The following is a 21,345-nucleotide window of genomic DNA, read 5'->3' on the forward strand; positions in this document are numbered from 1 at the left end:
ACGGGGTCTCTAGCCCTGGAGCGCCCGATACCGGAAGTTCCTGAATTTGACGTGGCCGGAGCCGGTAGCGAACATCGCGGGGCGCAGACTGAGCAGTTCGTCCGCGGTGTTGGTGTTGTAACCGGAAACTTCAAACCGCAGGCCGTGGCGCGTCCAGTCGATGCCATCGGTGCTGTAGTACTGGGTGACAATGTTTCCGTCGTTGACGATGCGGAAATGGATCTTCGTCGCAGAGGGCGCCGGTTCACGCCAGTAGGGAATATCCCTGCCAGCCCGGTAGCTCTGCAAGCGGGTGCCGTCGTGGCCCATGCCGCAAAAGAGCCGGTCACTGTAATAGAGCAACAGACCTCCTTGGGCGCCACCAACGAACTCGGCCTCGACGCTGATCTCATAACGCCGGTCCCCCACGATGCAAGTCAGCGGAGAGCTGTCTGATGGGTTGGTGCCGCGCGCCGCAAGGACGAGTCCGTCATCCAAGGAAGCCCGGAGATACTCATCCTTGGACGGAGCATGGAAGGACCACTGAATACCGAACCGTTCCTCAGCAAAGTCGTCAGAGAGTTCGATCCCATGGCGTGTTTGTCCCGAACTGGAAACTTCAGGAAGCGGCGCAGGCAGCGGTTTGGAAAGATCTCCACCGGCTGCACGCGGCCAGCCGTCCTTGTCCCACCCGATAGGCTCCAGCAAAGTCTGCCGGCCCAACGTGGTGAAGCCATTTTCATAGCCGTGATAGATGCTCCACCATTGGCCGCCTGGTCCTTCAAAGAGTGTGGCATGTCCTTTGCTCCACCATGGTTCCGTGGAATCCCAGGTTCGGATGATCGGATTGGCGGGGCAGTCTTCCCAAGGCCCGTGAACCGAACGCGAGCGGGCTACTGTGACCATGTGCCCCGTGGGCGGACCGGCAGTGCCGCCCACCGCCGTCGTGAGATAGAACCATTCGCCGCGCTTGGTGAGCTTTGGACCTTCGAGTGCATAAGCCTCGGTGACCCAATCATCCGGATAACGCCAACCGTCGTAAACGTGCTCTACCGGTCCGTCGGTTGATAGCCCGTCGGAGCTCAGGCGGACGCGGCTCACGCCGCTGAGGAAAAGGTACCGGTGGCCGTCTTCGCCTACGACGTGGCCTGGATCGATGTGACCGTTGATTCCCAGGTTGGTGGGTTCGCTCCACGGCCCGGACATGGAGTCCGCGTGAATCACGTAGATCTGTGGTGGCGCGGTGGGGTCCGGGGATACGGCAGTGGAAATAATGGGAACGTAGATGTAGTACCTGTCCCCCACCTTGCACATGTCGACGGCGAAGACGTTTCCGATCGGTGTTGGCAAGGCGGCGCCCAACGGCCGCCAATTGAGGAGGTCGCGGGAGTGCCAGATGATGAGTCCGGGAGTGGACTCAAAGGACGAAAACGTGACGTAGTAGTCCTCACCGTCCTTGAGGATGGCCGGGTCCGGATGGTCGCCTGCGAAGACCGGATTTATGTAGGTCCCATCGCCGAGATCAGCGCGACGCTGGCCCTCGACGTCGGTGGTCAATTCGAGTGAACTCAAGATTTGACGCCTCCTGTGAAGCCTTGGATGAATTGCTTCTGTGCCACCAGGAAGAACGCCAGGATGGGGATCATGGAGATGATGATGGCTGCGAAGATCACGTTCCATTGGGAAACGCTCTCGCCAACGAAGTTGTAGATCACCACTGGCAGGGTGACGGCGTCTGAACCGTTGAGGAAGATCAGCCCGGTGAAGAAGTCGTTCCACACGATGAGTCCGGTGAATATCGCCACGGTGCCGGTGGCTGGCGAAAGCAGCGGGAAGATGATCTTACGGAACACGGTGAACCGGGAAGCTCCGTCGATCTGGGCGGCTTCTTCGTAGTCCCGGGCTATGCCGTTGGTAAATCCCATGTAGAGGAAGATCGAGATGGGCAGCAGCGCACCGGCGTACATAATGATGGTGCCGGCGTGGGTGCCCACCAGGCCGACGTTTCGCATACCCACATAAATGGGGATGATGGCGGCCTGCGCGGGCAGGACCATGGTCACCAGGATGAGTCCCATGGCCACTTTGCTGAGCTTCCCGGTCCGGCGGCTCAGCGTGTAGGCAGAGATGGATCCAACAGCTACCAACACCAGCACGCTTCCCGCGGTGATGATGACGCTGTTCAACATCCCATCCATCAGCGTTGCCTGGCGGCCGCCGCGAATGGCTTGACCGAAAGCATCCAAGGTGGGGTTGGTGACCAGTTGCATGGCCGACGTCGTGAGAGCGTCGTTGCCGTTCTTGAGGGCCAGGTTGATCAGGAAGTAAAACGGCAGCAGGAAGATGAGGGCAACCAGGATCAGCAGTGCCTCGCGGAGGAAGGTCTTCTTCGTGTAACGGAACATGGCTGGCTAACCTTTGGAATTCGTACGGAGGAGGAGGCGCTGGGCCACCGTGAGGATGATGATGATCACGGACATGACCAAGGCAAGTGCGGCACCGAATCCGAAGCGGCCCATCACAAAGGTCTCCTTATAGATGGTCACGGCGAGGGTTTCCGAAGCCCCGTAGGGACCGCCACCCGTCAGGGCCTGGATCTGGTCGAAGACGCGGAGACCGTTGATCAGCATGAGTGTCATGGCGATCACCACGGACGGCATGATGGCCGGCAGGACCACGTAGTTGAACCTCTGCCAAAGGCTCGCCCCGTCAAGGGATGCGGCCTCTTCGAGTTCCGGCGATACTGTGGCCAGTCCGGCCAAGTACATGACCATCACCAAGCCGACGTTCTGCCAGACCATGACGATGATGATCGCCGGAAGGACGGTGGACGGATCGCCCAACCACGTCCGTTGCAAAGACTCAAGTCCGATCGATGCCAGGAATTCGTTGAGCGGGCCGTCTTGTTCGAAGATGAACTTCCAGATGTAGGACGTTGCCAGCGAGCTGAGGACCACCGGAGCGAAAATCAGCGTACGGATGACATTGCGTGATTTCACGGTCCTGTTGAGGCCAAGAGCAAGCAACAAGCCAAGGACGTTTGTGAGGACCACGAACGAAATTCCGATGATGAAAGTGTTGATGAGGGCTGTGGTGGTCGGGCCGCCTTCGGCTATTGCTGCGAAGTTTTCCCAGCCCACAAACTTCCACTTTCCCAAGCCTTTCCAGTTGGTGAAGGCAAAGAAACCTCCAATGGCGCTGGGGGCATAGTGGATGAGCACCAGGGCCAGGAGTGCGGGGGTGAACCACCACCACGTTGCGAAGCGACGCTCGGTGTTGCGGTCACCTTTGCGGCTGTTCTGTTTGCCGGAGCGGGGCTGGCGCCCGGTGACCCGGGCGCCTTCCGCTTTGTGCTCAAGTTGTGCGGTCATGGGAAGTTGTTCCAATCAGGGTTCGACGCCGTGGGCTAGGCGCCGCGGTCGTATTGCTCGTCCATGGTCTTCAGAACCTGGTCAGGGGTGGCCTGACCGGTCAAGAGGCCCTGAATACCGGTGCCGAGCGAGTCGTAAACGCCGCTGTTGGGCCAGAGGTAGTTGGGCTGGGAAACGATCTTCTTCTCAGGCTCTGAGAAGTACGGTTCCAACGACGGGAACTGTTCAGGCACCGTGCTGGAAATTGCCGAGGTGACGGATACGTTTCCATTGGCCTTGGCCAAGGCGTCCTGGTTGGCGGGCTGGGCCAGGAATTCAAGGAACTTCAGGGTGGAACCCTTGTGCTTGCTGGCAGCATTGACGGCCAAGGCGTTGCCGGGGCTTGCGATCAACCGGGTGTCCTCAGCCTTCTCTCCCGGGAGAACCGCTACGTCGAAGGAACCGTCCTTGACCTGGGCCCTGAGTGCAGCAACGGCACCTGCAGGAGCAAATGCTGCGGCCACTTTGCCCTGGGCAACTGACGGGAAGAGCTGGTCAAAGCCGGCACCCGCTGCGCCATCCTGGTAGCAGCCAGCGTCTTTGAACTTCACGATCTGCTCAAGGACCTTCTTCCAGTCGGAGTCAGCAAAGGTGGTTTCCTTCTTGGCGCGCTTGGCGTCCCACTGTGGATCCTTGGCGTAAACAAGCGAGGCGGACAGCTGCATCGCCTGCAGACCGGTGTTGGCACCCGAAGTTCCTGCTACCGCAAAGTACGACTTGCCTGCTGCCCGTACGGTTTTGCACTGGGTGATCAGTTCGTCCAACGTGGCGGGTTCCTGGAGGCCAAGCTCTTTCAAAACACCCGTGTTCTGCAGCATGGTGATGGGTGCGAGGTCGGCCGGAACGGCAAAGACCTTGTCCTCGTCGTAGTACAGGTTCTTGGCGGAGGCTGGAATCGCATCCGCTGCCCACTTCTGGTCCGTCAGGTCCTGCAGGTAGCCTGCCTCGGCCAGTGAGGCAAAGGACTGGTTGTTTCCGCGCCCTGCCGTAACGTAGAAAATGTCCGGCGCATTGCCTGCCTGGAGCTGGGTGCGCATGGTCTGCCCGTGCTGGTCGTTGGGCGATTCAACCAATTTAACCGTGATGTTCGGGTTCTTGGCCTTGAAGGCGTCAATCAACGTCAGGTAAGGGTTTCCGGCGCCGCCGCCGGTGAATGCGGGGGTTGCCAGGGTGATCTCAACCGGGCCTGTCTCTTCTGCGATGGGTGCGTTGCTGTTCGCATCGCCCCCACCGCAGGCGCTCAGCGCCAATGCGGTGACGGATGCCAGCGCTGCAACGGAGAGGAACCTCCGGCCAGCGGGGCTTGGTGCATTCTTCATGGTGGGGCCTTTCATGACGTCGTTGTCCTGCTCGCCATAGCGATCAGTGGATTCGAGCCGCATCCGGGAAATGTTTCCTGGATCACAAGCTGGCTCCTGTCATTCAAGGTAGGTCAGGTCACAGCGGCCATGGAAATAGTTATCGTCTATGCTCACCATCTTCTCTCCGCATGCCTGCTTTCCCCCATGGGTACATGCGCAGGTTTTAGGCTGAATTGAGAAGTCGCGGCATGAGCCGTCTCCCCTACGTAAGGATGTCCCTGTGCCCGAAGATGCCGCAGCCACCCCTTCCCTCGAAGCAGACACCCTGTTCCCGGGTTTTGTGGATCCGCCGCTTTCGGCCCGCCCGCGGGTTTGGTGGCATTGGATGGATGGGAACGTGGATGAAGCGGGAATCGTCAAGGATCTCGAGTGGTTGGCAGCGTCCGGTGCTGGTGGCGTTCAAGCGTTTACAGGGTCCATGGGTGTCCCCCAGTACACCGCGGAGTGCGTAACCTTCCGCTCTTCGGCATGGCAGTCGGCCATCGCGTGTGCGGCGTCCACAGCCACAAGGCTCGGGCTTGAACTGGCGATTGCAACGTCAGCCGGCTGGAGCGCCACGGGCGGCCCGTGGGTTGCCCCGGCCGCTGGAATGAAGAAGCTCGTTTGGAGTGCCGCATGCGTGACCGCTGCTCAGGCGGGCCGGCCACAACTGGTTGCGCCGCCGTCGTCGTCGGGGCCTTATCAGGACATTCCCTTCGCGGCCGTCCGAAAGGACCCGATCGGCGTACCGGACTATTACGAAGACCTGGCCGTCTTGGCGATTCCCCGGGAGGGTAGCCACTTTCCGCTGGATACGGGTCGCTGCACTGCGAGCGCAGTAACTACAGGCAACCGGAAGCTGAGTTCGTTGGCGGATGCCCGATTCTGGCCTGCCCTGGAACTCTCTTCAGACGGTGATACCGCGTGGATCATGACGGAATTCGAGCAGCCGACTTCAATTTCGTCCGTGCGGGTTGGCCTACCGGTCCCTCACGGCTTCGGAGCGCCGCCTGCCCCCAAAGCCCGGTTGGAGGCCAGCCTTGACGGCGTGACCTTCAGCTTGGTGGCAGAGCTCCCGGCGTCGGGATCGCCGGTTCGTTCCACGAGTTTTCCTGCCGTGACCGCCCCCATCTTCCGGCTGGTCCTTGAGACGGGAAAGGGCCACAGTTTCCCCATTGAACCGGGCCTCAGGCCCTTGCCCGGTTTAGCCTCGTCCATTAATCCAGCCTTCAAGGTGTCAGCCTTTCAGCTCTTCTCCGGTGTACGCGTCAACCGTGCGGAGGAAAAGGCCGGGTACGCGCCCGCCCCTGACTATTACGCGCTCGACGGCGGGCCGAGCCAACCGTCCGATGCCGTCCGCCCGCAGGACGTCCTTGACGTCACGGCGTACCTGCTTCCTGACGGAACGTTGGACTGGGTACCTGTAAGCGGAGAATGGACTGTCCTGCGCTTTGGTTACTCCTTGACCGGGCATCTCAATGCTCCGGCGCCTGTTGACGCCACCGGCCTGGAAGTGGACAAACTGGACGCGGGTCTGGTCACCGGATATTTCGAGGATTATCTGGGATTCTTTGAGGACGCTCTCGGCAACGAGTTGGAGGGAATCTCGGCTCTGCTCAGTGACAGCATCGAGTCCGGCCCGCAAAATTGGACGGCGGCCATGCGCAGCGAGTTCCAAAGGCGTCGCGGTTACGATCTTCTGCCATGGCTGCCCACCATCAGCGGCATCATTGTGGGCAGTGCGCAGCAGAGTGACTCCTTCCTCTGGGACCTCCGGAAGACCATCTCCGAACTTCTCGCAGACAACCACTATGGAACCATTGCCGGAATAGCCCGTGAGCGCGGCCTGACATATTACGCGGAAGCGTTGGAGGATCATCGGCCACAGCTCGGCGACGACCTCGAGATGCGCTCCCACGCTGACATCCCCATGGGCGCCATGTGGTGTTACGAGCCCGACGAAGGACCCCAGCCAACATATGTTGCGGATCTTCGGGGTGCCGCTTCCGTTGCCCATGTCTACGGGAAAGCAGCAACCGGCGCCGAGTCCATGAGTGCCTTCGGGAAGCCGTTCACTTATTCACCCCGTAAACTCAAGCCAATCGTTGATATGGAATTCGCGCTGGGAGTTAATCTCCTGAACATCCATACATCGCCCCATCAGCCCGAGACCGTTCCCAAGCCCGGCATTCCTCTGTCACCGTATCTTGGTCAATCCTTCACCCGGAACGAAACCTGGGCGCATGCAGCGATGCCGTGGCTCGATTACATAGGCCGTTGCAGCTACCTGCTCCAGCAGGGCACATACGCCGCTGACGTCGCATACTTCTACGGCGAGGAAGCACCCCTCACAGCTGTCTTCGGTGACACAGCTTCGGAAGTGCCTGAGGGGTACGGCTTCGACTTCATCAATCTTGACGGCCTGCTGAATCACCTCAGCGTCACCCCCGACGGCGGTCTGCTCACCACTGGCGGCACAACCTACCGTTTGCTGTATCTAGGCGGTTCCAGTCGCCGGATGACCCTGGCGGCCGTCCGGCGCATCACGGAATTGCTCGACGCCGGAGCCACCGTTGCCGGGTGGCGTCCCGAAAGCTCCCCCAGCCAAAGTGACGACCCCACCGTGTGGGCTGCCGCCGTCGAGAATCTATGGGGCGGGCATCCTGGCCTGCTGGACCTTTCGGGCGTGGCATCGGCACACGGCGTCGCCGCTGTACTCGCCAGGATAGGCGTGGACGCCGATTGGGCGATGCGGGCTTCAGAGGCCGCGGTGCTGCCAGTCATCCGCCGTCATCTGAAAGACGCTGAACTCTACTTCGTCAGCAACCAGCAGGATCGCCAGGAACAGGTGAGTGCATCTTTCCGGGGCGAGGCATGGTCGGCGGAGCTTTGGGACCCTGTTAAGGCGTCCCGCTCCGATGTCAGTGTCCGCTCCGAAGCGGGCCGGACCGCCGTCGACCTCCACCTCGAACCATTCGGTTCGGTCTTCATTCTTCTCCGCCCGCATGGCGGCCGCGCTGCAGCTGTCAACCATCGTCAGGAAAGTGCTACCGCAGAGCAGCTGTTGGAGGGTCCGTGGGAAGTAGTCTTCGACGGCGACGGCCAGTCACCGTCCGCACTCGTGTTGGAAACCGCGGCACCCTGGAGCGGGCCGAACGCCGGCCATCACACGGATGACGTCACGTTCTTTTCAGGAACTGCGACGTATCGCCATGCGTTCTCTGCTGATGCGATACTGTCCGGGCCGCCCCAACGCTTGCTTCTGGATTTGGGAGATGTCAGCGACCTTGCCGAGGTTCGGCTCAATGGCAAACTTCTGGGCACGCTGTGGACCCACCCCTTCATCATTGATATCAGCGACGCTGTCCAAACCGGAAACAATGTTCTGGAGATAGCTGTGACCAACACCTGGTGGAACCGGCTGGCAGGCGATGCCGGGGAAGGCAACCCCCAGCGTCCGGGAGCATCCATCTTTGAAGCCAATGCCGCGACCTTGCCGGCCGGCCTTCACGGGCCGGTCCGGCTCCTGGCCAGAGCGGGATAGGGCCCCGCTGGCCAGCGCCTAGCCGACGTCTTTGTGGTCGGCCAGGCGCTGCTCCGGCATGAAGACAGAGAGCAATACCCCGACGGCGAAGATGCAGGCCAGCAACCCGAAGATCGGGAGAAACGCGTCCGTGTAGATGCTGGCCACACCGGACTGAAGCGCCGGGGGCAGTTGCTGGACCGCCTGGGGATCGGTGACCATCGACGGCGGCAAACCTAGCTTGTTCTCTGCTGAGCCCCGGGCGAGCATGGTCGCAAAGAGTCCACCGAAGACCGCTGTGCCCACCGTGACCCCGAGTTCACGAAGATAGCCAAGGGATGCGGTCACGCTACCGACCACGGAGTGCGGCATCGCGTTTTGCGCCGCCACAACGGTGATCTGCATGAAGCTCCCCACGGCCAACCCCAAAAGTGCAAGAAGGAGACCCACCACCGGCAACGGGCTACCGGGCTGCAGGAGCCTGAGGCCAATGGCTGCTGCAACGGCGAGCGCCGACCCTGCCAGAGGGAAAATCTTGTACCTCCCTGTACGGCTGACAAGCCATCCGGTGAGGTTCGTAGAAACCATCATCCCCAGGACCATTGGCAGGAGAATCATGCCGGCCACGGAAGCCGAGGTGGAATACACCATCTGCACGTAGCTGGGAAGGTACGCCACCACGCTGAACAGGCCGGCACCGATCACCAGGCCCAGACCGGCCGCATTGACCACGGGCCAGCTCTTGAACATTTTCATGGGGATCAGCGGGTGCTTGGATCGGATCTCCACCACCACAAAGAGCACGCCGGAAACGGCCGCCAATACACCGATTGCCCAGAGAATCCCTGCGGCTATATCCGGCTCCGTGCCCAGCGAAATCACCGCTACCAACGAACAGGTGAAGACCACCATCAGGAGGGTGCCGGGCCAATCCACGCCGCCCGATCCGCGGATGGTCTTCAGGCGGCGGAGCGAAAACGCCATGGCCAGAGCCAACAGGCCAACGGGAAGGTTGATCCAGAACACCCACCGCCACCCAACGGTGTCAGTAATGGCGCCACCAACCAAGGGGCTGATGACTGTGGCAATACCAAAAACGGATCCCAGCGGGCCCAGGTATTTTGCCCTCTGGCGCGGCGGTACGAGGTCGGCGATGATCGCCGGCGGGAGCACTCCGAGTCCCGCACCGCCCAATCCTTGAATGCCACGGAACAGGGAAAGCTGGAACATGTCCTGGGCGAAGCCGCACAGGACGGATGCCCCCAGGAATATGGTCAAGGCCACCATCAGGAGCATCGGCCGGCCGTACCGGTCCCCCAACCGCCCATACACAGGCATGCCCACCGTCATCGCCAAGGTGTAGGCCGTAATGATCCACGCCATGTGGCGGGCACCGTCCAGCTCGCCCACCACGGTAGGCAGGGCCGTGGCCACGATGGTGTGGTCCAAGGCCCCCAGCAAAACGATGATCAGCAACGCGGCGTAAAGCGGGCCGATCCGGACCTTGGGTGAAGCTTGGACTGACGCATCGGAGGGCATCACCGCATCGGATGGCACTACCGCATCGGATGGTTCCAGGGGCTCAGTGGCCGACGTTGCAGCAAGAGCAGGAGAACCCTCAACATCGTCGGGGCTGGTGGGTGGGGACAAGTTTGAACGGCGCACCGCAACCTCGTTCTGGGAGAGCCAGCAAAGGTGGCTCGATACCGGCCAGATGCGCGCCCGGGGGAACGTTGACCCTCAGCCGACGGGCCCCGAGGGCCCCGGTATCCCCACGAACCTATCACCGGCGCACATCCCCGGACCGGGGGATGAAGCATCGGAATTCGCGATAGCGCGCATACTTTGGAACTATTTCCGCACCAGCCTCTCCCCCACGTTTACTGGAGGAAATCTCAACGAAGAGGAGAGCAAGACGATGACACAGAGCATCCGCGCTTCCACTGCCGAAACGCACGAGACCAGCCCCGAAAACGCTGCTTGGTTCCGCTACGTCCTCGGCCAGTACCCCACCGGCGTCACCCTGATCACGGCTGCGCCCGGCGACGATGAGCCCGCAGGAATGGTGGTGGGGACGTTCAGTTCGGTCTCACTGGATCCGCCCCTGGTGGCGTTCATGCCCGATGTCCGCTCCACAAGTTGGCCCAAGATCAGGGAAACCGGTTCCTTCTGCGCGAACATCCTCACCGCTGGACAGCAGGATGTTTGCCGCGCATTTTCCCGGAAAGCTGAGGACCGCTTCAGCGCCAATCATTGGGCAGACACACCATCGGGCAGCCCGCGGCTGGAGGGGGCGGCCGCTTGGATTGACTGTGACATCGAGGACGTCATCCGCTCGGGCGATCACGACATCGTTATTGGCCGCGTCAGAGCATTGGGAGTGGGGTCCTCCAAGGAACTGCCTCTGCTGTTTCTCCGTGGCGGCTACGGTTCCTTCACCATTCCCTCCATCATTTCTCCGGCTACCGCCCTCACGAGGCACGTTAAGGCCGCGGATGCTGCACGCCCGGTTATTGAAGCACTTGCCGAAGAGTTGAAGCTTGAAGTCCTGGTGAGCGGAGTCGTTGACGATTCCGTTGTAGTCCTCACCGCCGCTGGTGTGGACAGCTCCCCCGGGGGCTCACCATCACGCGTAGGGGTCTCTTTCGGCCTTGCCGCTCCGCTTGCACCGCTCCACGTGGCGTGGGCAGGCGAGGGCGCAGAGAAGCGTTGGATCGACAATGCCCGTGAGGTGGTGGGCAAGATTGATGCCACCCTCGCGCACGCCGAGTTGGAGCAGGTCCGTTCCCTGGGATACGCCGTATCCGTGGATGTGGGTGCAGCCGCTGAATTTGAACGGATTGTCCACGTACCCAGCGACACCGCGGCACCTGATCTCAGCGGTGTCCTGCCCCTTCTCATCGAACGGGCAGCATCCTCCGGGCCTGCCGCATTGGATGATCCTGCAGGGGTTACGTCCTTGCACGCCCCCGTTTTCGATTCGGAAGGGCAGGTTGCCGTGACGCTCACGGTGAACGGATTCTCCGGGGATGACTCCTTGGCCCGGCTTGAAGACTGCCGCGACAGGCTGGCTGCTTCGGCTGCGGCCATCACCCAAACGATCGGAGGCACTCCCCCGAGCGCCATCGCACCATAGTCCTGGCAGCCTATTGACCTGGGGTGTGACGCGTCCCATAATTAGTATCAGTATTCTAATTCGGATTTGGAGAACCTCATGGTCAACCTTCTGACTGCGGACCTCAACCTGCTGGTTGCCTTGGACGCACTGCTCGTCGAACAGAATGTCACGCGGGCAGGCGCCAGGATCGGTATAAGTCAACCGGCCATGAGCTCGTCCCTCCAGCGGCTACGCAGGCAGTTTGATGACCAGCTGCTGACACGCGTTGGTGCAGCCTATGAACTCACCCCCCTGGCACAGGTCCTCAAAGAAGACGTCGCCCAGATCCTCCGCATGGTGGAAAGAACCTTTGACGCGCAAGCCGTATTTGACCCCGCACTGTCAACCCGGAGCTTCCGGATCGTCACTTCGGACTACTGCCTTACAGCGCTGTCCGGGAGATTGATGAGCATGCTCCAAGAGGAAGCACCCGGAGTGCAGGTTCATTTTGATGCCGTCACCCCGCAGGCCGTGGAACGCATCAAGGAGACGCTTCAGTCGGCAGATCTCATGCTCATTCCCAAGGGTCATTTTTCCGGCTTTCCGCATACCGAGCTATTTACCGATAACTGGGTATGCGTCACAGGGGCCACGTCGCCGGAAAGAACGCTGACCGTAGAGGAGATGCGGGACGCCCGCTGGGCGAGGCTCTTCGGGACTGAGGTTGATTCAACGTTGGCGGACCGCAGGGTCTATGACCTCCAACTGGGCGAAAGGACGGACATCATCGTGGACAGCTTCCTGATGCTTCCGTTCGCCGTGGCAGGAACAGCCCGCCTGGCCCTCGTCCAGGAGAGGCTCGCACGAATGCTGGCCTCCGTGGCCGGCGTCAGGATCATGCAGCTTCCCATCAGCCTTCCCACTTTGGTGGAGTGCGCCTGGTGGCACCCCTCCAAGACAGCTGACCCCGGGCATCAGTGGTTCCGCCGGCTGGTAGCACGCGCCGCAGCGAAGCTGGACGCCGAAGCCACCGACAACCCTGTCACCCGAACATCAGAAAAACCCGAGGCAGAACGAACCTTCGAGCCACAGACGGCTCAACACGTTCTTGCCTGACACAAACACTTCAGGAGTTCCCATGCATTTTTCTTTGTTTCTCACCTCCCGTTCCCGCGGCCCGGAGGAAGACCGCCCTGTCATGCAGGCCATGGTGGAGCACGCCGTGGATGCCGAGCAGAAGGGATTCGACGCGGTCTTCCTTCCCGATCATCACTTCACCGGGTACGCTCCCCCAGCCAGTGACCCCTTCGTCTTCGCGGCATACCTGGCTGGAAAACTCGAACGCATGCACTTCGGATTCTCGGTGCAGACCCTCGCGCTCCACCACCCCGTCCGCTTTGCAGAGCGCCTCGCACTGCTGGACCAGTTGACTGCCGGCAAGCTGCTGGTGGGTGTGGGCAGCGGAACTACGCCTGAAGAAATGATCGGCTTCGGGGTGAATTACCAGGACAGCTCACGCCTGGCCAACGAAAACCTGGAGATCGCAGAGCGGCTCTGGGCGAAGAAACCAGGCGACGATCCGGTGGTCTTCGACAACGGCCACTACCGCGGAGCAGTTGTGTCCCGCATTGTCCCCGCTCCGTTTACCAAGCCGGAGCCCCGCGTCATGTCCGTCGCTGCGCGTCCTTCCAGCGTGGAACGCGCCGCCAAGAACGCCCAGCCTGCCTTCATCCTCGCTTTCACACCTCCCGTGATTGACAGCGGAAACGCCTATGAGGAAGTGAAGAAGAACTTCGGCATTTACCGCACTGCCCTTGAAGCGGCCGGCCATTCAGATGAGGCGGTCAAAGCGGCCCTGGAGTGGACCACCCACTCCTACCAGCACGTGCACATCGCGGAAACGGACGAGCAAGCTGCCGCCGAAATGGACATCATCCTTGAGCAGTACCAGGAGACCGTGGAGCGCGAACACGCTGCCAACAAGGCGGCCGAGCAAATCAGCGGCGTAGATCTGCGGCCGACGCCGGACGCGCGCACGGAGGGCTATAAGGGCACCTGGTGCCTTTACGGCAGCCCCGAAACCGTGGCTGCTGAGCTCCGGAAGTACGCTGATCTGGGAATCGGTAATGTCCTCATGGCGATCATGGGAGGCCCCCTCACCGATGAACGCCGCCGCTTCACCGCTCAAACCATGCGACTCTTTTCAGAGCGCGTTCAGCCCCTGCTGCGGACCGCAGAATCCGCTACTGACACAGAGAAGGTCGCGGCACTGTGACGGCGGGTGCGGCCACCAGCGAACAAGAGATAAACGTCGCTGGCCCCGACCTCACTGGAGCAGAACTCACCGGCGGCCTGAACGGCTGGAGCACGTCGGCAAGCGCAGGCGCCGGCGTCGAGGAAATGGTCCTCCTGGATGGCCCGCTGGGGATCGTCAGCAAGGCCATGGATGAGCGCGACACGTCCTTGATCATGCCCTCGGGCACGGCGCTCGGTGCTACGTGGAACCCGGAGCTGGTCTCAGAAGTAGGCCAGGTCATCGGTCAGCAAGGCGTGGAGCGTGGGGTGTCGGCCATCCTGGGACCCAATCTGAACATGCCGCGGTCTCCCCTCACGGGCAGGGGATTCGAGATGTTCTCCGAGGACCCCTTCCTGACCGGAGTGCTGGGAGCTGCCTGGGTGGATGGCGTTCAATCCCAAGGTGTGGGCTCATGCACCAAGCACGTTGTCGCCAATGACACCGAAACCGAACGACGCCGGATGAACTCCCGCGTGGATGAGGTCACCTTGCGCGAAACATACCTTAGGCCATTCGAGACTGCCGTTCGATCAGCCAACCCGTGGATGCTGATGATGGCCTACAACCGGGTCAACGGCACCCACTGCTCGCAGAACGCAGAACTGATCAGCGTCTTGAAAGATGAATGGAACTACGACGGCGTGGTCGTCTCCGACTGGTACGGCGTGGACGATACCGTCGCTGCTGCCAATGCTGGGCTCGATCTGGAAATGCCCGGACCCGCCACGTACCTTGGCGCCCGCTTTGGTGAGGCAGTCGCCGCCGGTGACGTTGCACCCCGGAGGCTGCGTGACGCCGTCGAACGCGTCACCAGGCTCGCGGATCGGACCGGGCGCCGTTCGGGCGGAACTGCGACGGCACCCGCCCAACTCCGCAGTCAGGAAGAGCAGCGGGCAATCCTCCGCAAGGCTGCCAGCGAATCATTCGTCCTGCTCGAAAACAAGGGCAATGTTCTGCCGTTGGACATGTCAGGGATCAAGACGCTTGCCGTCGTGGGCCCCAACGCGGACAAGCCGTGCTTCCAGGGCGGAACCTTTGCCACGGTCCGACCCGAAGGTGAGGTTGTCACCCCGCTGGAGGCCATCCGCGAAGCCGCCGGACCCGGTGTGGAGGTTCTCTACGAACCTGGCGCCGCGCCGTCTTCGGCTCTATCCTTGACGGACCTTGGCAGCGCAGCACCGGACGGCACGCCCGGCGTTCTTCTGGAGGTCCTGGCAGCAGGCGACGCGGAAAACGTCCTTTACAGCGAGGTGCGCAAGGCATCAGCATTCGTCTGGTTCGGACCCGTTCCAGGTCTTGGGGCAGGCGTTCCGGGGCGCGCCCGCATCACGGCGCACTTCGACCTGCCCGAAACGACCCGGTGGACCCTGGGTGCGGGTGGAACCGGCGTTAGTTCCCTTCGGGTAGATGGCAGCGAGGTGTTGGTGGTTCCACCGCCCGCGCCCGATGACGTCATGGGAGTCGTGGCCCGCGCAGACACACAGGAAGTTGCTTTGGACCTTCCCGCCGGGAATGTCCAAGTGGTCATCGACATGGCCTTCCAGCCCGGACGCGTCCAAGCCATCACCGCCGTCGCAACACCCGCACAAGTAAGGGACCCCCTGACTGCAGCGGTTGAAATCGCGGCCCGCGCCGACGCTGTGGTGATCGTCATCGGTGATGAGCAGGGATCATCACGTGAAAGTGCAGACCGCACGACGGCGGCGCTCGACCCCGCGGACGACCGTCTGGTTAATGCGGTAGCTGAGGTCGCTACGGAAACCATTGTGGTGGTCAACGCCTCCAGGGCAGTGATCTTGCCGTGGGCGGACAAGGTCAAGGCTGTGCTCATGGCATGGTTCCCAGGGCAGGAATTTGGTCGCGCTTTGGCCTCCGTCCTGACCGGTAATGCTGCTCCCTCAGGGCGCCTTCCGGTTTCTTTCCCCCGCCGGGACGAAGACATTCCTGGATGGGGAACCGGACTGGATTCCGAACTTACGCTGGACTATGCAGCCAGTGAACCCATGGGCTACCGGCATTTCCAGACTACGCATCGTCAGCCCCGTTACGCGTTCGGGTACGGCCTCGGTTACACCACCTTCGAACTCTCAGATGCCGTCGCTTCCGTTGGCTCTTCTTTCCGGCGGGAAACTGCCAGCGACGGCGTCAGCGGTCTCTACGTACGGGCCACCATCAGCAACACTGGCCGCTTTCATGGACGGGATGTCCTGCAGGCCTACGCCAAGGCGCCCGGTGAGATGGACTTCAGGCTGGTCGGCTTCGCAGCGGTGTCGGTAAACGCGGGCGACACCGCAGAGGCAGAGATTGCCTTGGACGCCCTGGGGTTCAGGCGATGGAACTCTTCGGGATCTGGATGGACCGTGCCGTCCGGAGATTGGGAGGTTCGCGTATCCCGGAGTGCCTCTGATGAAGGAATCCTCTGTAGGATCGCGTTGTGACCCTTCCGGAGACCAAATCCCGCGAACCCAAGCAGGCCAGGAGCCGCCAGTCGTTCGAAAAAACGATCGAGGCGGCCCTGGCCCTGCTCGAAGAGCGGGGCAACGACGAGTTCACGCTGGCCGACGTCAGCGCCCGGTCAGGCGTGTCCATCGGCTCCATCTATGCGCGCTTCGAAGGCAAGGAGGACCTCGTCAGCGTTGCCCACGGCCGGAAAATGGACGACATCGACGCCGTCTCCAACCATCTTTTTGGGGCTCTGCCGTCCCACGCGGAGGATGGCTTGGAAGCCGTGGTCCGTGAAGCCATGGACGCGACCATCGAACTCCTTAGGCGGTACGCGGACATTCTTCGCCCCTTCATGCTCCGAGCCACGAATGATGAAACCGTCTCGCAAAGAGGTGCAGCATCCCATGCGGTACACGCAGGGAACTTCGCTGCCGTGCTGCGCAAATGGACTGGCGCGTACCTTGGGCAGGATGAGATTGACTGGTGTTTCAACGTTTCCTACAGCGTCATCGCGCGAAGGCTTGGTTTGGGAAGCACCATGGAAGGAAGCGGAAAGCTGGAGTGGCCGGAGATCTCGGAAAAGCTGACGGGCATGGTGACGTCCTACCTTATGGCCAGTATTCAGGAACCTTCCAGTAAGGCATAAATCTCAGCAATACCGGCTATCCAAAAGCTCGTCTTCCTGACGCTTCCCGCCTCTCGGCATAGTGGAAACAAGCAAAAAATTTTCACTGCCGATTGGAAGGAGTCCGCCGTGCACGTTCGCGTCAGCCCCGGATCCGTAGCCCTCGACGAGCCCGACGACTGCACCAGCTTCAAGGTGCTGTTGTCCGAAGCGGCGCGAGACAAACTCCCTGCCTTGCTCAGGACCACATCAGCGGGGCAACTCGACGACGGCGATGTCCTCGTCTCGGTCGACTGGATCCGCAACGAATGCGCCGGCCGGATCGGCATGGGCTGGAATTATCGCTTTGCCAACATGCTGGTCTACGCCGCCGGTAAGGGATGGCTGAGCGAGGACGGCAGCCACGTTCGCGCGCACGTCGAAGCCTACTGATCGGTTGGAAATGGACAAGTCAGCATGGCACGTGCGGCCCGTGATTGATGGTGAGGCGACCGGCGGAGACGAAATTTTTGACCCTGAAGGGCCTTCATTTCTCCTGACGGTACAGTCCTCCGGCCGCGCCTTAACTTTCATGCTCCTGCGGGACCTTACGCCGCGCTCTTAGACGAAGCCCGGCTACATGGCGTCATTCCTCGTCCGTGCCGGTTCGCATTGCTAAAGGAGGCCCCGGACCTGCTCGACGACATCCTCGCTATAGAAAAAAGCGGGAACTACTGGTCTTGAGCACAGCGCTTCAAGTCGTATTGTACCCAGGGGTTTGCCGTGTCCGAGGTGGGACTCGAACGGGATTCCAAGCCTTGCGACCGCTGGTAAGTGGAGGAGACATGCGGAATCCGGGCCAGTCAGCCCCAGTACGACCCGATCCGGGACGCAAAGAGTGGACGTTGTCCACACTTCTCGTCCGGACCGGCAGTACCCGCAGGGTCGCAACAATAGCCTGCCAGAGCCCCGGGCTCTCAAGTATTTGTTAGCCGCGCCCTGAGAGAGTCCATGAGCACACTGACGCCTAGCTCAAAGGTGTGATCGGCCCGCGCCCTGCCCCGCTCGCCTGACTCTAGGAGGCGTCTCAAAGTGCGTGTCTCCTCGTTCGGCTGCCAGATATCGTCCGGCGCGGCGAGATCGAGGCCGAAGCCGATAGCAAATGCATCGAGGACGGCGATGATCGAGAGGATCTCTTCTTCAAGGAAGCCGCCGTCGGCGAGGACCGTTGCCAGGTCATCATAGGCCTCCACGACAGTGGGGCTGGTCATGGTCTTCCCGACGAGCAGCGGCACCAGGCTTGGATGATCTGCATACGCCTGACGCTGTGCACGCAACATTGCCAGAACGTACTCCTCCCAGCGTTCCCTTGGTAAATCGACGCGATAGGTGGCCAGGAGACGGACACGCATGAGCTCGACGATGCCGTCCATGCCGTCCACGTGGTTGTAAAGCGATGATGACCGCACTCCGAGGTGTCGCGCGATCGCGTTAACTCCGAAAGGCTCGCCGGCACGGGATAGGGCGAGGCCGGCGTCTCCGATGATCTCCGGCGACAAGCGCGGAGTGGATGGCCTGGACATGGGATGACTCAACTCTCAGCAGAAATTAACTTCGACAATACCGGGGCTTCCCTAAGACTTCTCCTTCATGCATACTAATGAACACCATTCATTTACGAACATCATTCGTTTTAGGATGACGTGCTCCACGAAGGGCACCGCACTGCCTCCCCCATCCCGCACCTTTCGTGCACCACCTGCTCCCTGGAGTCCTCCATGACAGCAATCGATTTCGGCACACGAGTGCCACTCCGCCTACCCACGGCCACCGCCACCTTCGCAGTGGGCATCGCCGGCTATCTGGGCGTCAATCTCTCGCCTTACATGATCACAGCCGTACAAGCGGCCCTAGCCATTGACGTTCTGGAGGCGAGCTGGATCGTCACCGCGAGCCTGTTCCTCACGGCGCTGGCCGGCTTGGTGATCGCTCCACTATGCGCGGGCACCCTCCGCAGCACCGTAGCCCGGGTGGGCCTTACAATCGCCGCGCTCGGCTTCGGGGCAGCGGCCCTTGTGCCCGCCCTCATGATTCCGGGTCTCCTCGTCGGTGGCGTCGGCGCAGGTGGGGCGATCGCCGCAGCAGGCGCCGCAATGGCAGCCTTCCGAAATCCCGAACGCGTCGCCGGTATCAGCGGACTCGTGAAAGGCGGCCTCGTCACGATCGTGATCGCCGTCATCCCGCTCATCGGGCTCGCTCCGATCACAGTCTTCGGCGCACTCTCCCTGTTCAGCCTGCTCGGACTGCTGTTCTCGACGTGGCTGCCGGCCGCTCCCGTCCTCGATCCGCAGGCTGGCGCCGCTGTGGCGGAGGCCATGCCGATCGAGGTTCCATCGACAGGGGCAATTCGAATCACACCCGCCCCCTCCCCCACAGTGAAGCTTGCCGGGTTCGGACTGCTTGTCGTTTTCACGCTCTGGGCTGTGAGTGAGGATTCCCTGTGGGCGATGGGCGGCGTAATGGGTGCCGACCAGGCGGACCTCACACCAGAAGGACTCGGTATCGCTCTCAGCGGGGCTACTGCCGGAGCGCTCATCGCCGCGGTGCTTCTCATGATCGTCGGCGACAAGTTCGGACGCGCCGTGCCGCTGGTGATCCTGCTGCTGGCGGGCGGCGTCCTCAAGATTGTTGAGGGTTTCACCACCGATCCCACGGCGTTTATTGTCGTGTTCATCGCTTGGAACACCGTCTATGCTGTCGCGTTCATGTTCTTCTTCGCCACATCTGCCGCACTCGACAGTGGCGGGCGTTGGTCCGCACCCATGCTGTCGGTCTACCTCGTCGGGTCAGCCCTGACGCCTGTGATCGGCGCCGCTCTGATCAACATTCTCGGTTACCAAGGCTTCTCGATCACCCTCGGTATTGCGAGCTTCATGCTCGCCGTCCCGGCTGGGGCAATAGCCCTACTCACCACGCGCCTGGAGCGCACCAACACCCACCACATGGAAGAGATAAACGCATGACTCGCACGCTGTACCGCAATGCCCGCTTCTTCACTGCAGACCACCCGCAGTGGGCCGACGCCGCCGTCGTCGACAACGGCTCGTTTGTGTTCGTCGGCACGGAAGCTGACTCTCCTGCGTGTGATCGGGTGGTGGAACTCGAGGGACGGCTCGTGCTACCCGGCTTCACCGACGCCCACACACATTTGCTCCTGACGGGCGGTGCGCTCGGTCAGGTCGGCCTCACCGATGCCGGTACACTCGACGAAATTCAAGAACGGCTGCGCACGGCACGGGCCCATGCCAAGGATGAGATGTACGGTGGCGGCTGGCTCTTTGACGCCATCGACGGCGGTGCTCCCACCGCCGTGATGATCGACGCCGCGGTTTCCGACATCCCTGTCTACCTCTTCGCGAACGACTATCACTCATGCTGGATGAACAGCGCGGCGCTCACGAGACTCGGCATCACCAGTGACACACCCGACCCGATTGGAGGACGTATAGAACGTGACGCCGACGGCCAGGCCACCGGCATGCTGTACGAAACTGCGCTCAAGTTTGTGTGGTCACATCGTGACGCGATGACCACAGACGCACAGCGGGACGCCGACATCGACCGAGTAGTGGCCGCCTACCTTGCATCTGGCGTTACTGCGGCTGTAGACATGGCCCTTGAGGAAAATGGACTCGCCGCGCTCAACCGCGCCGCCGAACGTGGAGCGCTACCTTTGCGGATCGACGCGCACTGGTTCATCCTCAACACGGGACAGGACGCCGCCAATCTCGCACAGGTGGCCCGCGCTGCCGAGCTCGCGGCGGAAAACCATCCGGGCGTGCGTGTTCTCGGCATCAAGTTGCTGGTGGACGGCACGATCGACGCGTGCACCGCAGCGATGAAACACCCCTATGCCGACGGTTCGAACGCCGAAACGATATGGCCCGCCGAACGGCTGTTCCCTGTGATCGCTGCGGCGGATGCTGCGGGTCTTCAGATCGCGATGCATGCCATCGGGGACCACGCCAGCACACTCGCATTGGACGCGATCGAGGATGCCATGGTCGCGAACGGCGATCTTGATCGTCGCCATCGCATCGAGCACCTGGAATACGCGGCACCCGGCACGGCCGAACGGATGTCCCGGCTGGGTGTGACCGCATCGATGCAACCAGTACACGCCGACCTCGCGATCTTCCCGAACTGGAGTGCGCAGCTTGGTGACGAACGGGTCGACCGCGCATTCGCCTGGTCTGAGTACGAGGATGCAGGGGCGCTGCTCGCGTTCTCCACGGACGCCCCAACCGCCCCCTTCGAGGCACTCACCAACATGTACGTAGCTGCCACCCGATCCTCCGCGCTCAATCCGTCCCTTCCGACCGAGCAACCGCAGTACGCCATGCCGCTGGAACGAGCTATCACACACGCTACGAGAGATGCTGCCGCGTCGGTTGGCGACGGTGAGTGGCGCGGCCGTATCGCTGTGGGGCAAGCCGCCGATTTCTGTGTGCTCGACACCGACCCATTCACCGATGGTGAGTCGTCGCTGCTCACCGCCCGCATCGTGCGCACGTTCATCGCAGGACGGGAGGAGTACTCGGTGGAGTAAGGCGGAGCCGCATGATCGCTGCACCAACATGCAGTGATCCCT

15 protein-coding genes are annotated in these 21,345 nt (G+C 61.7%); 9 read left to right on the plus strand and 6 right to left on the minus strand.

Annotation, left to right across the window (positions count from 1 at the left end; translation table 11 throughout):
- Window positions 1-9: 9 nt before the first annotated feature.
- Genes BACI9J_RS11730 through BACI9J_RS11745 form a run of 4 tightly spaced genes read right to left on the minus strand, consistent with a single transcriptional unit; the run spans window position 10 to window position 4,771 of the window.
- On the minus strand, window positions 10-1,551 hold the full coding sequence (locus tag BACI9J_RS11730) for a family 43 glycosylhydrolase (protein WP_159734536.1): 1,542 nt from the start codon (window positions 1,549-1,551) through the stop codon (window positions 10-12).
- Entirely contained in the window at window positions 1,548-2,384 is an 837-nt protein-coding gene (locus tag BACI9J_RS11735; protein WP_159734537.1) for a carbohydrate ABC transporter permease, read from the minus strand. The genes BACI9J_RS11730 and BACI9J_RS11735 overlap by 4 nt, the downstream gene beginning before the upstream one ends.
- 6 nt (window positions 2,385-2,390) lie before the next feature.
- Window positions 2,391-3,350 (minus strand): carbohydrate ABC transporter permease, encoded by a 960-nt coding sequence (locus tag BACI9J_RS11740; RefSeq protein WP_159734538.1) that lies wholly within the window; start codon window positions 3,348-3,350, stop codon window positions 2,391-2,393.
- A 35-nt stretch (window positions 3,351-3,385) separates the two neighbouring features.
- Window positions 3,386-4,771, minus strand: a complete 1,386-nt coding sequence (locus tag BACI9J_RS11745; RefSeq protein ID WP_159734539.1) for an ABC transporter substrate-binding protein — start codon at window positions 4,769-4,771, stop codon at window positions 3,386-3,388.
- A gap of 199 nt (window positions 4,772-4,970) precedes the next feature.
- Between BACI9J_RS11745 and BACI9J_RS11750 the strand changes: the two genes are divergently transcribed.
- On the plus strand, window positions 4,971-8,273 hold the full coding sequence (locus BACI9J_RS11750) for a glycosyl hydrolase (RefSeq protein WP_201296570.1): 3,303 nt from the start codon (window positions 4,971-4,973) through the stop codon (window positions 8,271-8,273).
- Window positions 8,274-8,291: 18 nt separating this feature from the next.
- On the opposite strand, the gene BACI9J_RS11755 is transcribed toward BACI9J_RS11750, so the two are convergent.
- Complete coding sequence (locus tag BACI9J_RS11755; RefSeq protein ID WP_159734540.1) at window positions 8,292-9,917, minus strand: MFS transporter; 1,626 nt, start codon at window positions 9,915-9,917, stop codon at window positions 8,292-8,294.
- 253 nt (window positions 9,918-10,170) lie between these two features.
- On the opposite strand from BACI9J_RS11755, the gene BACI9J_RS11760 reads away from it, so the two are divergent.
- From BACI9J_RS11760 to BACI9J_RS11785, 6 genes are all read left to right on the plus strand, one after another.
- Entirely contained in the window at window positions 10,171-11,388 is a 1,218-nt protein-coding gene (locus BACI9J_RS11760) for a flavin reductase family protein (protein ID WP_159734541.1), read from the plus strand.
- A gap of 78 nt (window positions 11,389-11,466) precedes the next feature.
- Window positions 11,467-12,465, plus strand: coding sequence for a LysR family transcriptional regulator (locus BACI9J_RS11765; RefSeq protein WP_159734542.1), 999 nt, complete (start codon window positions 11,467-11,469; stop codon window positions 12,463-12,465).
- 22 nt (window positions 12,466-12,487) lie between these two features.
- Window positions 12,488-13,624, plus strand: a complete 1,137-nt coding sequence (locus tag BACI9J_RS11770; RefSeq protein ID WP_159734543.1) for an LLM class flavin-dependent oxidoreductase — start codon at window positions 12,488-12,490, stop codon at window positions 13,622-13,624.
- Window positions 13,621-16,083 carry a beta-glucosidase gene (locus BACI9J_RS11775; RefSeq protein WP_201296571.1) on the plus strand — a complete coding sequence of 821 codons (2,463 nt, stop codon included), beginning with the start codon at window positions 13,621-13,623 and terminating at the stop codon, window positions 16,081-16,083. Before BACI9J_RS11770 ends, BACI9J_RS11775 begins: the two co-directional genes overlap by 4 nt.
- On the plus strand, window positions 16,080-16,736 hold the full coding sequence (locus tag BACI9J_RS11780; RefSeq protein WP_159734544.1) for a TetR/AcrR family transcriptional regulator: 657 nt from the start codon (window positions 16,080-16,082) through the stop codon (window positions 16,734-16,736). The genes BACI9J_RS11775 and BACI9J_RS11780 overlap by 4 nt, the downstream gene beginning before the upstream one ends.
- A gap of 108 nt (window positions 16,737-16,844) precedes the next feature.
- Window positions 16,845-17,147, plus strand: coding sequence for a hypothetical protein (locus tag BACI9J_RS11785; RefSeq protein WP_159734545.1), 303 nt, complete (start codon window positions 16,845-16,847; stop codon window positions 17,145-17,147).
- A 524-nt stretch (window positions 17,148-17,671) separates the two neighbouring features.
- On the opposite strand, the gene BACI9J_RS11790 is transcribed toward BACI9J_RS11785, so the two are convergent.
- Complete coding sequence (locus tag BACI9J_RS11790) at window positions 17,672-18,277, minus strand: TetR/AcrR family transcriptional regulator C-terminal domain-containing protein (RefSeq protein ID WP_026540479.1); 606 nt, start codon at window positions 18,275-18,277, stop codon at window positions 17,672-17,674.
- Between the two features lie 195 nt (window positions 18,278-18,472).
- Between BACI9J_RS11790 and BACI9J_RS11795 the strand changes: the two genes are divergently transcribed.
- Entirely contained in the window at window positions 18,473-19,717 is a 1,245-nt protein-coding gene (locus tag BACI9J_RS11795) for an MFS transporter (RefSeq protein ID WP_159734546.1), read from the plus strand.
- On the plus strand, window positions 19,714-21,303 hold the full coding sequence (locus BACI9J_RS11800; protein ID WP_159734547.1) for an amidohydrolase: 1,590 nt from the start codon (window positions 19,714-19,716) through the stop codon (window positions 21,301-21,303). Before BACI9J_RS11795 ends, BACI9J_RS11800 begins: the two co-directional genes overlap by 4 nt.
- The last annotated feature ends 42 nt before the right edge of the window (window positions 21,304-21,345 follow it).

It is taken from the genome of Arthrobacter sp. 9V, assembly GCF_902506065.1.
GTDB lineage: Bacteria > Actinomycetota > Actinomycetes > Actinomycetales > Micrococcaceae > Arthrobacter.